Here is a 14090-nt window from a genome sequence, read left to right as displayed (position 1 = left end):
TCGCGCCAGAGGGTCGGGCGATCGCCGCCGGTGGGGTATCCTGCCGGGGGAGGAAAGTCCGGGCTCCACGGAAATCACGGTGCCGGATAACGTCCGGCGGGTCGGCCCCCGGGCCGGTTCAGGGAAAGTGCCACAGAGAGCAGACCGCCAAAGGCTTCGGCCCGGCGAAAGGTGAAAGGGTGCGGTAAGAGCGCACCGCGCGGACGGTAACGGACGCGGCACGGCAAACCCCACCGGGAGCAAGGTCGAATAGGGATGGCACGGAGCAATCCAGGGCTGGTTCCGGCCCCGCTGTCCGGGTTGACTGCTTGAGCGTTCGGGTAACCGCACGCCTAGAGGAATGATCGCCCATCCCCGGCAACGGGGTGGACAGAACCCGGCTTACAGACCCTCTGGCATTTCTCTCCCATCACGCGCGCGGGAACCGCGTGCAGCCGGCCCGCGTTCTAGGGTCGGGCCCCGAAGAGGAGACGAACCATGCACGTCGTCGACGACCATATCGAAGTGACCGAGACCGAAGCGAGCGGCGGAGTGAAGGGGCAGGGCGTGCGCTATGTCCTCGTCATTTCGCTGATTCTGGCAGTGATCGTAATGTCGGCGGTCTGGATCATCCCCGCGCTGATGAAATAGGCCGCGCGGCTATTTGCCTTACGATGCAATGCCCAGCGTCGCGTCGGCGTCGGGCGTGTCCTCCATATAATAGGCTTTGACCGGCCGTTTGAAGCGCTTGACGGCCGATTTGTCATAGGTCGCGTTTTCGCCGCTTCCGACGAGTTTCATCGTCGTCGCGATGACGTTGCCGGTCAGGACGTTCCAGCTCATCTCGGCGCCGTCATGCGCGTATGTGCGGCTGTAAAGCGTTGCATCGAGCCCGATCAGCCGCATCTTCGGCCGCGCCTTTTCACCACGAAAACGATAGGTCGCCTGGATGGCGGTCGTGCCGCCGGTCAGATCGGTCACGACCAGCACGCCTTTTGCGATCACAATTTCGGCGGGGCCGAGCGGATAGGCGTCGAGCGCGAGCGTGCCGGCGGGTTCGTGATAGAGTTCGAACTCGCTGCGAGCCGCGAACTGGACGTGCAGCGATCGGCTGTCGTCGCCGCGAACGATATATGCGGTGTCGATATCGCCATCGCCGTTGAGGTCGCCGTCGATCCGGCCTTCGACCCCTTCGCCGTCGTTCAGATTTGCCTGGATTTCCGCGTCGCTGAGGACGGGCACCGCGTTGCGCTGCACGGCTTGCGCCGTGCCCGCCGCCAGCACCAACGCTGCCAATGCCAGTATCCGCATATGTCCCTCCGTCCTGACGATCGATGGCCTGTCTAGGCGTTCTTGATGCCGTTGTTAATGACGGCGCTCACAGCGAAATTGCGCTTTCCTACAATAAGCGGGCGACCTACGCTGCCACCATGGCCTTGTGATTGGTGATCGACGCGCGGCAGCGTCGACGAAAAGGCGAATTCAGAGTGAAGTTGCGCAGTCTTCTGCGACGTTTGGGGGAGGCGATTTGCGCGTGGGGAGAGCGAATATGGGCGGTGGAAAATGGCTGGGCGCACTGGTCGGAGCCGCGATTGCTTGCTGTCTCGTGCCGTCGGCGGGGGCGCAGACCGCCGCGTGCGGCACGGCGCCGCTGAAAGGCGAGCGCGTCGCGCTGCTCATCGGGAACAGCGCGTATAATGATTGGGAATGGCCGTCGCTCAAGAATGCGGTCAACGACATCGACTTCGTCTGCGACGCTTTCGCCAAGGCCGGTATCGCGCCGCGCATCATCCGCAACGCCGACAAGGCGGCACTCGACGCGGCGCTTGCGCAGTTCGCAACCGAAGCGAAGGGCGCCAAATCGGTGGTTCTCTATTATGCCGGGCACGGCTTTGAATATGGCGGGCGCAACTGGCTGGTGCCGATGGATGCGCCGCCGGCAACGCGCCGCGCCGACGTCGAGAAGCGCTATCTGTCGATCGAGGCGCTGGTGAAGCGCGTCGTCCCGCAAGGTGCCTTCACCTTGCTGTTCGTCGATGCGTGCCGCACCGCAGAGCCGGTCGTCCGGATCGAGGATGCTGCCGTTGCGGCCGGCGAAGCCGGATCGGCGCCGCTCGGCCTGCTCGACATCGGACAGGGCGCGGTCTTCTATTCGACCGCGAAGGGCCGCCCCGCGCTCGATTTCGCGCCGGTCGGATCGCCGGTCAGCCCCTTCGCTGCTGCGGTGGTCAAGGAACTCGGCATTCCCGGCCTCGAAATATCCGACTATTTCAAGATCGTATCGCGCGACGTGTACAAGCGCACTTACGGCATGGAGCTGGGACCACAGCAGCCCTTTCACTATGGTAGCTGGTTCGAGGATTATTATCTCGTCGCGCCGGTCGAGGTACCCGAACAGGGCAGGCGCGGCGGGGGCTTTGGGTCGTTCTCGGCGGCGCCGCCCGCGCCGCCGGCGCCATCGAGCCCCGCGCGTGGTGCCGCCAATCCGCTGGCCGACATCTCGCTCGACCGCTTGGCGATCGAGGACGAGCCGGTGCTGATCGCCGACGTTCTCTCGCGCCATCCCGCCGCCGAACTGGTCGGGCTTGCCGACGGCGGCAACGCGCTCGCGCAGCATCTGGCGGGTTATATGTATTCGCTGGGGGTCGGGGTAAAAAAGGATGTGCCGCGTGCCCGCGCCTATCTCGAACAATCGGCGGCGCAGGGTTTTGCGGCCGGGCAGCAGGAGCTGGCCTATCTGTTGCTCGAGAACGACCCGACGCCCGAGAATGTGAAGCGCGCCTATGACCTGTATGTCGCCTCGTCGAACGCGGGCTTTTCGAAAGCCAAGACGCATCTGGCCTACCGGCTTGCCGCGGGCACCTTTGGTCCTGCCGACTTCGTCCGTTCGCAGGCGCTTTATTCGGAGGCGGCAGCAAAGGGGCATCCGGCGGCAATCTTCGCGCTGACCTATTTTCCCGACACCCGCGCCGCGAATCTGGCGCGCCTGCGCAGTATCGCCGATGACGGCAATCCCGAGGGCAACCACTGGCTTTGCGAAGCGCATTTCGCCGACAAGACGCTCGGCGCCGCGATCGAGGATTGCGGCGTCGGCGCGCGGGCGGGTTTTGCGGGTTCGCGCGCGATTCTCGCCTGGGCCTATGCGAAGGGCAGCGGCGTCAGCGCCGATGCCAAGGAAGCGGCCTATTGGGCCAAGCTGGCGCGCGACCTGCCCGAACTTCGCAAGGACCAGCGCGAGTTGATCGCCGGGATCGGGGATTGACGGTCAGGGATAGCTGACCGCCAGCACTTCCCATTCCTTTGCCCCGGCAGGAAGCTGCACTGTGCGAAGATCGCCGATCGCGGCGCCGCGGAGCGCGTGGGCGAGCGGGCTGTTCCAGCCGATCCGGCCTTCGCCGGCGTCGGCCTCGTCGTCGCCGACGAGCGTGACGATGCGCCGCGCGTCGTCGTCGTCGGCCAGCTCGACGGTGGCGCCGAACCAGATGCGGCTCTTGTCGGGCTGTTCGGCGGGGTCGACGACGCGCGCCGCCTTCATCCGCCGCGCAAGGAAGCCGAGCCGCCGGTCGATTTCGCGCAGCCGTTTGCGGCCATAGATGTAATCGCCATTCTCGCTGCGGTCGCCATTGCCCGCCGCCCAGCTGATCACCTCGACCAGTTTCGGTCGCTCGTCGCCCAGCAACGCCTGATATTCGGCGCGCAGCGCAGCGAAGCCCGCGGGCGAGATAATGTTGGTCTTTTCTCCTGCCACGGCGTGTCAGCCGGGCGTGCGCTTGCCGAGGTAAAAGCTCAGCGGCGCTTGCGGCAGCGTCCGGCCATCGCGCAGCGTGTCGTAAACGACGGCATTTTCAAGCACTCGCTGGACATAGTTGCGCGTCTCGAAAATCGGGATCGCTTCGATCCAGTCGACCATGTCGATCCCGCCGCTGCGCGGATCGCCATTGGCGCGCAGCCATTTGTTCACATTGCCGGGGCCGGCATTGTACGCGGCGACTGCCAGCGGATAGCTGCCGCCGAAATAGCTCAGCATCTGCTGGAAATAGGTTGATCCCAGCGTCATGTTGTAATTGGTGTCGACGGTCAGCGACCCGGCGTCATAACTCAGCCCCAGCTTGCCCGCGACCTCGCGCGCGGTGCCCGGCATCAGCTGCATCATTCCGCGCGCCCCGGCATGGCTCACCGCCTGCCGGTCGAACTGGCTTTCCTGTCGGGTGATCGCGTGAATGAACGTCCAGTTGCTTTCGTGGCCCGCCGGAACGCGGACGGTCGGAAAACCCGATACTTCGACGGCGTCGAGGCTGTTCGCCTGCGCGCTGCGGCCAATCATCACGCCCAGGTCGGGACGGCCGATCGCCGAAGCAAGCTGGCCCGCGAGCACATGGTCGGCCGGCGAGGTCGCGCGCTGTGCGATGGCGCGCAGGAACAAGGATTGCTCGCGCCAGGCCCCGATCTCGCCGAGTGCGCGCGATGCGCGAACGAGCCGGTCGTCCTCGAACGCGCGTTTCTGATCGCCGCTGACCTGGATCGTCGGCGTCGGGAGGGGCTTCGGCTGTGGGCGGCCGAGCCGTTCGAGCGCAAGCTGGCCGTAATATTGGTCATAGTGCTGCGCGGCATCGGCGAAATGGGTGTTGGCGGTATTGGGATCGCCCGCGGCAAGCGCGGCGCGTCCCGCCCAGTAAAAGCCTTTGGTCCGCGTCTGCGCCGACCGCGCCGCCTCGCCGTAGAGGCGGAACAGACGCACCGCTTCGCGTGGCCGTCCGACGCTCTTGTAGGCGAGTTGTCCGGCCAGCCACGCAAGCGAGGTATAATCGTCGCGCACGCTGAGCGGCGCCTCGCGGATGACGACCCCCGGCGCGAACGTGTCGTCGAGTTGCTTGGCGATATTATACGCCGTCATCTTGTCGCCCGCGGCATCGGCCGCACGCGCGTTCGTCAGCAACGTCTCGAGCCATTCCTCGGCATCGGTCGGTGCCTTGGCAAGCGAACGCGGCGCCGCGAGCAGCGCGCGCGCTTCGCCGACGCGATTGCCCTTGCGCAGCCAGGTTGCCTTGTCGGCGATATATCCCGCGTCGGTGCGGACGAGCGACGGGTTCGTGATTTCGACGGCGGACGCCTGCAGCGCCGCGTCGACCGTGCCGCTGCGCATTGCCAGCCGCGCGGCGAACACCGCCCGCTTCTCGGGCGACGTATAGGCGATCTGGCGTGCGGCGGCACCGGTCGCTCCGAGCCACAGCAGCCGGTCCATCCGCGCATCATGGTCGGCGACGGTCAGCGCGCCGGGGAAGAAGGTCAGGACGCGGTTGGTCTCATAATCATCGAGCGTCCCGCCGGTCCACGCCCGGCGAACGGCGGCGTTCGCCTCGTCGCGGCGGCCGGTCGCGTTGAGCGCGAGCGCATAGCGCACCTCACCGCCCGGCGTGCGCGGCGGATAGGCCTGGAAATAGGCGAGCGTGCGCTGCGGGTCGTAGCTGTCGAGCGCAATCGCCTTTTCGGCGCGAACGCGCAATTTGTCCGCATCGGGCCAGTCGCGGTTCGCCATCAGGAAGCGCGACAATTGGTCAAAGGATGCGGCGTTCGTCGCGGTCAGGCGGCGCCATTCCATCACCGCGTCGCCGACCGAGCTGGTCGACGGCGGCGGACCCGACGAGGACGCAAGCCCCATCTGCGCACGGTACCAGGCCATCTGCTCGGGAGTGAGTTCGCTGGCATGGGCGGCGGTGGGAACAACGAGGGCCAGCGCGAGCGCCAGACGGGAAATACGGGGCAGCGAAATCATAGCGGCCATGCTAGTGCCAAACTCCTTGCGGGGCGCTGAATAGACGTCCATGAGGCGGCGCGCCGAGCTTTCCTATCGGTCGGGCCACGGTTTTTGTAAAGGAGCGGTGCATGTTTTCGGGGTCGATTCCCGCCTTGGTGACGCCATTTCGCGACGGTGCGTTCGATGCGCCGGCGTTCAAACGGCTTGTCGGGTGGCAGATCGATCAGGGAACGAGCGCGCTGGTACCGTGCGGGACGACGGGCGAGAGCCCGACGCTCGGCTTCGACGAGCATTACCAGGTCATCGATACGTGCGTCGAGGCCGCGGCCGGACGCGTGCCGGTGATCGCCGGCTGCGGGTCGAACGACACCGCGACGGCGATCCGCCACATGCGCTATGCGCAGCAGGCCGGCGCGACGGCGGCGCTGATCGTCGCACCCTATTACAACCGGCCGACGCAGGACGGGATGCTCGCACATTTCGGCGCGCTGGCCGATGCCTGCGACCTGCCGATCGTGGTGTACAATGTTCCCGGCCGCACCGTGGCCGACATCAGTGCCGAGACGATGTGCAAGCTGGCGGAGATGCCCACCGTTGTCGCGATCAAGGATGCGAGCGGCGATCTGGCGCGCGTGACCATGCATCGGGCGGGCGCTGGAGCCGGCTTCTGCCAGCTAAGCGGCAACGACGATCTATGGCTGCCGCATGCGGTGATGGGCGGCGTCGGTTGTATCTCGGTCACCGCCAACGTCGCGCCGCGCCTTTGCGCCGATTTCGCTTCGGCCTGTGCCGCGGGCGACTGGGCCGGCGCGCTCGTCCTGCACGACCGGTTGTTCGATCTGCACAAGGCGATGTTCTCCGACGCGTCGCCGGGACCGGCAAAATATGCGCTGTCGCGCGTGCATGACTGGTTTTCGCCCGAAGTGCGCCTACCTATCATTCCGGCGTCCGAAGCTTCGCGCAAAGCCGTCGATGCCGCATTGTCCGCGGCGGGAGTGATTTAGGTTCTTCGCAATGGCCCGTCCGCAGTCCGCCGCAGAATTCGACAAGAAAAAGGTCGTCGCCGAGAACCGGCGCGCACGCTTTGATTTTGCCATCGAGCAGGTGTTCGAGGCCGGGATCGCGCTTCAGGGGACCGAGGTAAAGTCGCTCCGTTTCGGCGAGGGGACGATTGCCGAAAGCTATGCCGAGGTGAAGGGCAACGAGGTGTGGCTGATCAACAGCAACATCCCCGAATTCAGCCACGGCAACCGGCACAACCACGAACCGCGGCGCCCGCGCAAACTGCTGCTCAACGGGCGCGAGATCAACAAGATGCACGCCGGTGTGATGCGGCAGGGGATGACGCTTGTCCCGCTCTCGGTCTATTTCAACAGTCGCGGCCGCGCCAAGGTCGAGCTTGCACTGGCCAAGGGCAAGAAGGCACACGACAAGCGGGAGTCGATCAAGGAACGCGACTGGAAGCGCGACAAGGCGCGGCTGATGAAGGAACGCGGATGAGCGGGGGCACGCCCAACGACTCCAAATCGCGCGACAAATCGGCCGTGATGAACTGGATCCGCAAGAATTCGCCGACGCGCGAGGAGTTGCTGGCCAGCCGCTTCGTCAAACCCTTTTCGCACCGCGTCTCGCACAGCCATTTGTGGCGGTTCACGCGCACCTCGGTGCGGCGGGGAACTGCGCTAGGGCTGTTCGTCGGCATCTTTTTCCTGATCCCCGGCATCCAGATCCTTGGCGTTGCGCTGCTTGCCTTGCCGTTTCGCGCCAATATCCCGATCGGCGCGGCCATGACGTTCCTGTCGAATCCCGTAACGACCCCGCTGATCCTCGCGGCATCGGTGTGGCTCGGCAATGTCCTGTTCGGGATGCACACCAATATGTCCGGCCTGATCGGTCTGTACGAAAGGTCTGCATCGCTTCACGACTGGTGGCTATGGTTCACGGCAAACGCGGGGCCGGCGTTGCTCGGCGGTCTCGCCGGGCTGTTCGTGATTTCGGCGGTCTCGGCGATCGTGGGCTACCTTCTCGCCTCGGTGATCTGGGACAACTGGATTCGCCTTCGCTGGCGCCGCAAGATTCGGCGCGCGCGCGACCAACGACTTGAGTCATCGACGAGCGACGCCGCCGCCGGTTGAACGGCGAAGTGGCGTGCGTATAGCTGTCCCATCGCAAAATCGGACCCGCAGCGCGAGCCGCGGGTGCATTTCCGTTTGTTTCATCTGGGGAATATCATGACTCGTCAGACACTTTCTTCGCGCCTGATGGCGACCGCGGCGTTGGGCGCCGTTTTGCTGGCGTCGGCGCCGGCTTTTGCCAAAGACGCAGCCACGGCGGCTCCGGCGCCGACCGCGACGGCCGACAACCCCGAAATCGGTGATTTCGGCTTCGATCTTTCGGGCATGGACAAGACCGTCAAGCCGGGCGACGATTTCTATGCCTTCGCCAACGGCACCTGGTCCAAGAATACCGCGATCCCCGCCGACAAGTCGAACTATGGCATGTTCACCGCGCTTGCCGACCTGTCGCAAAAGCGCACGCGCGAAATCCTCGATGTCGCGAAAGAAGATCCGAACAGCATGATCGGCCGCGCCTATTCGTCCTATCTCGATTCGGCGGCCGTCGAAGCGAAGGGCCTGGCGCCCATCCAGCCCTGGCTGACCAAGGTCCGCAGCGTCGACAAGGCGGGCCTGGCCAAGCTGCTCGCCGAAGGCGACCGCAGCGGCATCCAGCACTTTTTCGGCGGTTATGTGGGCCAGGACGACAAGAACCCCGACGTCTATATCTACACGATGTTCCAGGGCGGCATCGGCATGCCCGACCGCGACTTCTATCTGAAGGACGGCGAGCGCAACGTGAAGTTGCAGGGCGCGTATCTGAAGCATCTGGAAAATGTCCTGACGCTGGCCGGCGAAACGAATGCCGCACCGCGCGCCAAGGCGATCTATGATTTCGAAAAGCAGATCGCGACGGTTCACTGGGACAAGAACGACAGCAGCGACGCGACCAAAGTCTATAACAAGATGACGATCGCCGACCTTGCGAAGGCCGCACCGGGTTTCGACTGGATGACCTTCATCCGCGGCCTTGGCGTCAACGAGGATTCGCTCCTCGTGTCGCAGCCGAGCGCTTTCACCGGCGAAGCAAAGCTGATCGCCGCAGCGCCGATCGAAGTGATCCGCGACCTGATGGTCGTGCGCAGCCTTGACGGCTTCTCGGGCGTGCTGCCCGACGCGGTCGCGCAGGAAACATTCTCGTTCTACAACACCGCGCTGTCGGGCACGCCGCAGATGCAGGAGCGCTGGAAGCGCGCGGTCGATTTTACCACCAACAATATGGGCGAAGCGGTCGGCCAGGATTATGTCGCGAAATATTTCCCGCCCGAAACCAAGGCGGCGATGGATGTGCTCGTGAAGAATGTCCTGGCGGCGCTCGACACGCGCATCGGAAATCTCGCCTGGATGCAGCCCGCGACCAAGGTCAAGGCGAAGAAGAAGCTCGCCAACTTCACGACCAAGATCGGCTATCCCGATCGCTGGAAGGACTACAGCAAGCTCGACATCCGCGCCGACGACCTGTTCGGCAACGAACTGCGCTCCAACCAGTTCGCGCATGACGATAATGTCAGCCGCCTTGGCGGTCCGATCCGCCGCTGGGAGTGGGGGATGACCCCGATGGAGGTCAACGCCTACGCCAATTTCGGGATGAACGAGATCGTCTTCCCCGCCGCGATCCTGCAGCCGCCCTTCTTCGATCCCAAGGCCGACGCCGCGATCAACTATGGCGGCATCGGCGCCGTCATCGGTCACGAGATCAGCCATCATTTCGACGACCAGGGCGCGAAGTATGACGAGACCGGCAAACTTGCCGACTGGTGGACGCCGGAAGACGTCGCGGCGTTCGAAGCCGCGGGCAAGGCGCTCGTCGCGCAGTATGACGCATACGAAGTTCTGCCCGGCGAACATCTCGACGGCACTTTCACCCTTGGCGAAAACATCGGCGATCTCGCCGGTCTGACCATTGCCTATGACGCCTATAAAAAGTCGCTCGGCGGCAAGCCGGCGCCGGTGATCGACGGGCTGACCGGCGACCAGCGCTTCTTCCTGGGCTGGGCGCAGGTGTGGCGTCGCAACTACCGCGAACAGAATCTGTCGCAGCGGATCACGACTGATCCGCATTCGCCCTCGATTCAGCGGTCTTGGGTCTCGCGCAACCTTGACCCTTGGTATAAGGCCTATAGCGTCAAGGAAGGCCAGAAGCTCTATTTGGCGCCGAAGGATCGTGTCCGCATCTGGTGATGCGCCAATAGAAAGAACGCTGTTTGACCGCGCAAAGCCTGCCTTCCGCTGATGAAAGTTTCAGCAGGGGGGCGGGCCCCGCGGGCGCACAGTCGGCCCGGGCGATTCTATCGCGCGTCGATTTTGCCATCATCGGCGGCCTTGCGCTTCTGTCGGTCGCCTTGCTCTTCTGGGCGACGCGCAGCTTGGCATTGGCCGCCGGCTTTCTTGCCGGACTGGCGATCGCCGTCGGAGGCGCCTTGCTCGCGCGGCGGCTGTTTCCGGGCACCATTGCCGGCGAGGCTAGCGCGCCCGACTGGACGATGCTGCGCCAGGCCGTCAATCATGACGATGTCGCGATAGCCGTGACCGATCGAGCCGGGCGTCTGGTGTGCGCCAACGACCTGTTCGCGACCTGGATGGGCGGTTTCGTGACGCCTCCGGGCCTGCCGCTCGAAGCGCGCGGCGCCGAGCTGCTGAAAAACGCGGGACGCGCGGCGTGGCGCGACGGCGAGGGCGGTGTCGACGATATTGCGGTCGGGCCGCTGCAACTTCGCGCGCAGGTGATGCGCACCGGTCAAGCCGAAGATTATCTCGTCTGGCGCTTTTCCGCGGTCGAGCGGCTTGACCTCACGACCGAAATCGTCCGCCATCTTGATGGCCCGGCCGGCCGCACGCTTGGCCATGCGGGCGTGATGGCCGCACTTGTCAGCGCCGAGGGTCGCCTTCGCACCGCAAATCCTGCCTTTCTTCTGCGTGCGCTGAGCGATGGCGATCAAGCGCATTTTGCCGGCCGCGATGTCGCGGCGATGCTGCGGCTCGACGATGCGGGCTCGCTCTATTTTGCGCGCGAAGGCGACCGCGCGACGCCGGTGCGGATGATCCAGATTCCGCTGGCTCCGGCCGATGCAAACGGCCCCGTGCTGCTCGCGATGCTCGACGAGGAAATGGGGCCTGCCGATCGCGGGACCGCGCAGGCCTATGTCGAAACGCTGCTGTCGTTGCTGCCCTTCGGGCTCGCGCTCGTCGATCGCGATGGCCGGTTCCTTTACATGAACCGCGCTTTCCTGCGGGCGGCGGCGGTCGGCGAAGGCAAGCCTCCCCGCTATCCGGGCGATCTTGTGGTCGGAGAGGACAAGAGCCCGCTTGCCGACATGATCCGCCGCCATAGCAGCGGACAACAGGTTGGCGGCGACCTGTCGATCCGCCTGATCGGGCAGGGCGATGAGCCGGTGTCGATGCGCGTCGTCGGCGTGCGCGGGCTAGGCGAAGCGGCGGTGCTGCTCAGCCTCAAGGATTCGAGCGAGGAATCGCGGCTCAAACGACAAGTCGCGCAAGCATCGAAGATGCAGGCGGTGGGGCAGCTGGCCGGCGGCGTTGCGCACGACTTCAACAATATCCTGACCGCGGTGCTTGGCGCCTGCGACCTGATGCTGATGCGCCATACGCCCGGCGACAGCGACTATGACGATATCCAGCAGATCCGCAGCAATGCAAACCGGGCGGCCAGCCTGACCCGGCAATTGCTCGCCTTCTCGCGCCAGCAGACGCTCCGCCCGCAGATTTTACAGCTGCCCGACGTGATTTCAGAAGTGTCGCACCTGTTGAAGCGGCTCATTGGCGAGAATGTTCAACTCGATGTCCATCACGGTCGCGGGCTTGGCGCGGTGCGCGCCGATCCCGGCCAGCTCGAGCAGGTGATCATCAACCTGGCGGTCAACGCGCGCGACGCCATGTCGGGCGGCGGGACGCTGACGATCGAGACCTATCCGGTATCGGCTGCCGACGTGCGCCAGATGGGGAACGAGTTCATGCCCCCCGCCGACTATAGCGCGCTCAAGGTCCGCGATACCGGAACCGGCATTCCGGCCGATGTGCTGCCCAAGATTTTCGAGCCTTTCTTTACGACGAAGGATGTCGGGAAAGGGACGGGGCTCGGCCTCTCGACCGTCTATGGCATTATCAAGCAGTCGGCGGGTTTCATTTTTGCCGACAGCAAGCCGGGCGAGACGAGCTTCGTCATCTATCTGCCCGTTCATCGCGCCGAAGGCGGTGCGCCTGTCGCCCCTGCGCCCCCCGTCAAGCCCAAGAAGAGCCAGTGGGGCACCGGCACGATCCTGCTCGTCGAGGACGAGGATATGGTGCGCGCTGTCGCGGAACGAGCGCTGACCCGTGCGGGTTATACTGTCGTGACCGCATCGCAGGGAGAAGAGGGATTGGAGCGTTTTGCCGCGATGGACAAGATCGACCTGATCCTCAGCGACGTCGTGATGCCGACGATGGACGGCCCTGCAATGGTGCGTGCGATGCGCGCGAAGCGGCCGATGCTGCCGGTGCTGTTCATGTCGGGCTATGCCGAGGAGCAACTGCGCCAGTCGATCAACATCGACGACGTCGCCTTTCTGCCCAAGCCCTTCTCGGTTGCGCAGTTGGCCGAGGCCGTGTCGGCGGCGCTCGATAATGCCGCGCACCGGGGCGTGGCCGATGGCTGACGGCCATCGCATCCTGCTTGTCGAGGATGACGTGCTGATCGGCATGATGCTGGTCGACATGTTCGATGCGCTGGGGTTTCCCGAGCCAGCGCAAGCGACGACCAACGAGGAAGCGCTCGCGATTGTCGCGGCCGGGTCCATCGACGCGGCGTTGATCGACATCAACCTCGGCGACGAAAAGGGCTGGCCGATCGCTGATGCCCTGGCCGCGCGGAATATCCCTTTCGCATTCACGTCGGGCGGCGGCGATGTGATTCCCCAGGAACATGCGCATCGCAAGCTGGTGGCCAAGCCATTTCGGCTCAGCGACATCGAGGCAACTCTGGGCGGGTTTTTCGTTTAAAACCCGATCGATCTGAGCCCCCAACTTTATTTTGTTCCCCCCTTGTTCCACGAGAACATATGTGGCACATCGGTCTGGCGTTGCGATGCTTCGGCTGTCGCTCTAGAGCTGGAAAGGGACGGTTATGGCCGGACAATTATCACTCGTCGAATCGGGGAAATCAGTGAACGGAACGGACAGGCAGAAGGCGCTCGACGCCGCACTCGCGCAGATCGATCGCGCGTTTGGCAAGGGCTCGGTAATGAAGCTGGGCTCGAAGGAAACGATGCAGGTCGAGTCGATCTCGACCGGTTCGCTCGGGCTCGACATCGCGCTCGGCGTTGGCGGCCTGCCGCGCGGCCGCGTGATCGAAATTTACGGCCCCGAAAGTTCGGGCAAGACGACGCTCGCGCTGCACGTCCTCGCTGAGGCGCAGAAAGGTGGCGGTACGGTCGCCTTTGTCGATGCCGAACATGCGCTCGACCCGGTCTATGCCCGCAAGCTTGGCGTGAACATCGACGAACTCATCGTGTCGCAGCCCGACACCGGCGAACAGGCGCTCGAAATCGTCGATACGCTTGTGCGTTCGAATGCGATCGACGTTCTCGTCGTCGACTCGGTCGCGGCGCTGGTTCCACGCGCCGAAATCGAAGGCGAGATGGGCGACAGCCATGTCGGCCTTCAGGCGCGTTTGATGTCGCAGTCGCTGCGCAAGCTTACCGGCTCGATCAGCCGTTCGCGCTGCATGGTCATCTTCATCAACCAGCTGCGCATGAAAATCGGCGTGATGTACGGCAATCCCGAGACGACGACCGGCGGCAATGCGCTGAAATTCTACGCCTCGGTTCGCCTCGACATCCGTCGCACGGGCCAGATCAAGAATGGCGACGAGATTGTCGGCAACACGACGCGCGTGAAGGTCGTGAAGAACAAGGTCGCGCCGCCGTTCAAGCAGGTCGAATTCGACATCATGTACGGGCAGGGCATCTCCAAGATCGGCGAGATCCTCGACCTTGGCGTCAAGGCCGGGCTGGTCGAGAAATCGGGCGCGTGGTTCAGCTATGACTCGATCCGCATTGGACAGGGTCGCGAAAATGCAAAGACCTTCCTGACCGACAATCCCGAACTGATGCAGCGCCTGGAAAGCGCGATCCGTACCCGCACCGACGCGGTCGCCGAAGAAATGATGGCGGGCCCCGACGATGATGGTGACGACGAAGGCTGATCCCACCCGATAGCCATCCGGCCGGTTTCCCTCTCCTGTGGAC

Annotated in this window: 12 protein-coding genes and 1 other RNA gene; 10 read left to right on the top strand and 3 right to left on the bottom strand. The window is 64.5% G+C overall.

The genetic code is table 11. The features are described from left to right. The first annotated feature begins 5 nt into the window (after positions 1–5). Both rnpB and ACO055_RS06195 read left to right on the top strand, forming a co-directional pair. An RNA gene (gene rnpB / locus ACO055_RS06200) (RNase P RNA component class A) lies at positions 6–400 on the top strand. A gap of 77 nt (positions 401–477) precedes the next feature. Next, the gene (locus ACO055_RS06195; protein ID WP_422061715.1) at positions 478–630 is read left to right on the top strand and encodes a hypothetical protein; all 153 of its coding nucleotides are present in this window, start codon (positions 478–480) and stop codon (positions 628–630) included. 18 nt (positions 631–648) lie between these two features. Here ACO055_RS06195 and ACO055_RS06190 read toward each other — a convergent pair whose 3' ends face one another. After that, the gene (locus ACO055_RS06190; protein WP_422061714.1) at positions 649–1290 is read right to left on the bottom strand and encodes a hypothetical protein; all 642 of its coding nucleotides are present in this window, start codon (positions 1288–1290) and stop codon (positions 649–651) included. A 238-nt stretch (positions 1291–1528) separates the two neighbouring features. Here ACO055_RS06190 and ACO055_RS06185 point away from each other — a divergent pair, with 238 nt between their 5' ends. Next, positions 1529–3241, top strand: coding sequence for a caspase family protein (locus tag ACO055_RS06185; RefSeq protein WP_422061713.1), 1713 nt, complete (start codon positions 1529–1531; stop codon positions 3239–3241). A gap of 3 nt (positions 3242–3244) precedes the next feature. On the opposite strand, the gene greB is transcribed toward ACO055_RS06185, so the two are convergent. Next, positions 3245–3727: a transcription elongation factor GreB gene (gene greB, locus ACO055_RS06180; RefSeq protein WP_422061712.1), complete on the bottom strand. Its 483-nt coding sequence runs from the start codon at positions 3725–3727 to the stop codon at positions 3245–3247. Between the two features lie 6 nt (positions 3728–3733). Continuing rightward, the gene (locus tag ACO055_RS06175; protein ID WP_422061711.1) at positions 3734–5761 is read right to left on the bottom strand and encodes a transglycosylase SLT domain-containing protein; all 2028 of its coding nucleotides are present in this window, start codon (positions 5759–5761) and stop codon (positions 3734–3736) included. Positions 5762–5862: 101 nt separating this feature from the next. Between ACO055_RS06175 and dapA the strand changes: the two genes are divergently transcribed. The 7 genes from dapA (at position 5863) to recA (ending at position 14047) form a co-directional block, all read left to right on the top strand. Next, positions 5863–6738, top strand: coding sequence for a 4-hydroxy-tetrahydrodipicolinate synthase (gene dapA / locus ACO055_RS06170; protein ID WP_422061710.1), 876 nt, complete (start codon positions 5863–5865; stop codon positions 6736–6738). A gap of 10 nt (positions 6739–6748) precedes the next feature. Next, positions 6749–7234: an SsrA-binding protein SmpB gene (gene smpB, locus ACO055_RS06165; RefSeq protein ID WP_422061709.1), complete on the top strand. Its 486-nt coding sequence runs from the start codon at positions 6749–6751 to the stop codon at positions 7232–7234. Beyond that, on the top strand, positions 7231–7869 hold the full coding sequence (locus ACO055_RS06160; protein WP_422061708.1) for a DUF2062 domain-containing protein: 639 nt from the start codon (positions 7231–7233) through the stop codon (positions 7867–7869). The genes smpB and ACO055_RS06160 overlap by 4 nt, the downstream gene beginning before the upstream one ends. 96 nt (positions 7870–7965) lie before the next feature. Further along, entirely contained in the window at positions 7966–10029 is a 2064-nt protein-coding gene (locus ACO055_RS06155; RefSeq protein WP_422061707.1) for a M13 family metallopeptidase, read from the top strand. Positions 10030–10133: 104 nt separating this feature from the next. Then, positions 10134–12500, top strand: a complete 2367-nt coding sequence (locus ACO055_RS06150) for a response regulator (protein WP_422062429.1) — start codon at positions 10134–10136, stop codon at positions 12498–12500. Further along, positions 12493–12843, top strand: coding sequence for a response regulator (locus ACO055_RS06145; protein WP_422061706.1), 351 nt, complete (start codon positions 12493–12495; stop codon positions 12841–12843). Before ACO055_RS06150 ends, ACO055_RS06145 begins: the two co-directional genes overlap by 8 nt. Before the next feature lie 124 nt (positions 12844–12967). Further along, the gene (gene recA / locus ACO055_RS06140; protein ID WP_422061705.1) at positions 12968–14047 is read left to right on the top strand and encodes a recombinase RecA; all 1080 of its coding nucleotides are present in this window, start codon (positions 12968–12970) and stop codon (positions 14045–14047) included. Positions 14048–14090 lie beyond the last annotated feature (43 nt).

It is taken from the genome of Sphingopyxis sp., assembly GCF_965227415.1.
Classification (GTDB): Bacteria; Pseudomonadota; Alphaproteobacteria; order Sphingomonadales; family Sphingomonadaceae; genus Sphingopyxis.
This window is presented reverse-complemented; position numbering and strand designations above follow the sequence as displayed.

What these genes read in the sequence shown, in the direction of transcription:
- recA (WP_422061705.1), top strand. Translation starts at nt 12,968, where the DNA reads ATGGCCGGACAATTATCACTCGTCGAATCGGGGAAATCAGTGAACGGA.
- ACO055_RS06155 (WP_422061707.1), top strand. Translation starts at nt 7,966, where the DNA reads ATGACTCGTCAGACACTTTCTTCGCGCCTGATGGCGACCGCGGCGTTG.
- dapA (WP_422061710.1), top strand. Translation starts at nt 5,863, where the DNA reads ATGTTTTCGGGGTCGATTCCCGCCTTGGTGACGCCATTTCGCGACGGT.
- ACO055_RS06160 (WP_422061708.1), top strand. Translation starts at nt 7,231, where the DNA reads ATGAGCGGGGGCACGCCCAACGACTCCAAATCGCGCGACAAATCGGCC.
- ACO055_RS06195 (WP_422061715.1), top strand. Translation starts at nt 478, where the DNA reads ATGCACGTCGTCGACGACCATATCGAAGTGACCGAGACCGAAGCGAGC.
- ACO055_RS06185 (WP_422061713.1), top strand. Translation starts at nt 1,529, where the DNA reads ATGGGCGGTGGAAAATGGCTGGGCGCACTGGTCGGAGCCGCGATTGCT.
- ACO055_RS06145 (WP_422061706.1), top strand. Translation starts at nt 12,493, where the DNA reads ATGGCTGACGGCCATCGCATCCTGCTTGTCGAGGATGACGTGCTGATC.
- smpB (WP_422061709.1), top strand. Translation starts at nt 6,749, where the DNA reads ATGGCCCGTCCGCAGTCCGCCGCAGAATTCGACAAGAAAAAGGTCGTC.
- ACO055_RS06175 (WP_422061711.1), bottom strand. Translation starts at nt 5,761, where the DNA reads ATGGCCGCTATGATTTCGCTGCCCCGTATTTCCCGTCTGGCGCTCGCG.
- ACO055_RS06190 (WP_422061714.1), bottom strand. Translation starts at nt 1,290, where the DNA reads ATGCGGATACTGGCATTGGCAGCGTTGGTGCTGGCGGCGGGCACGGCG.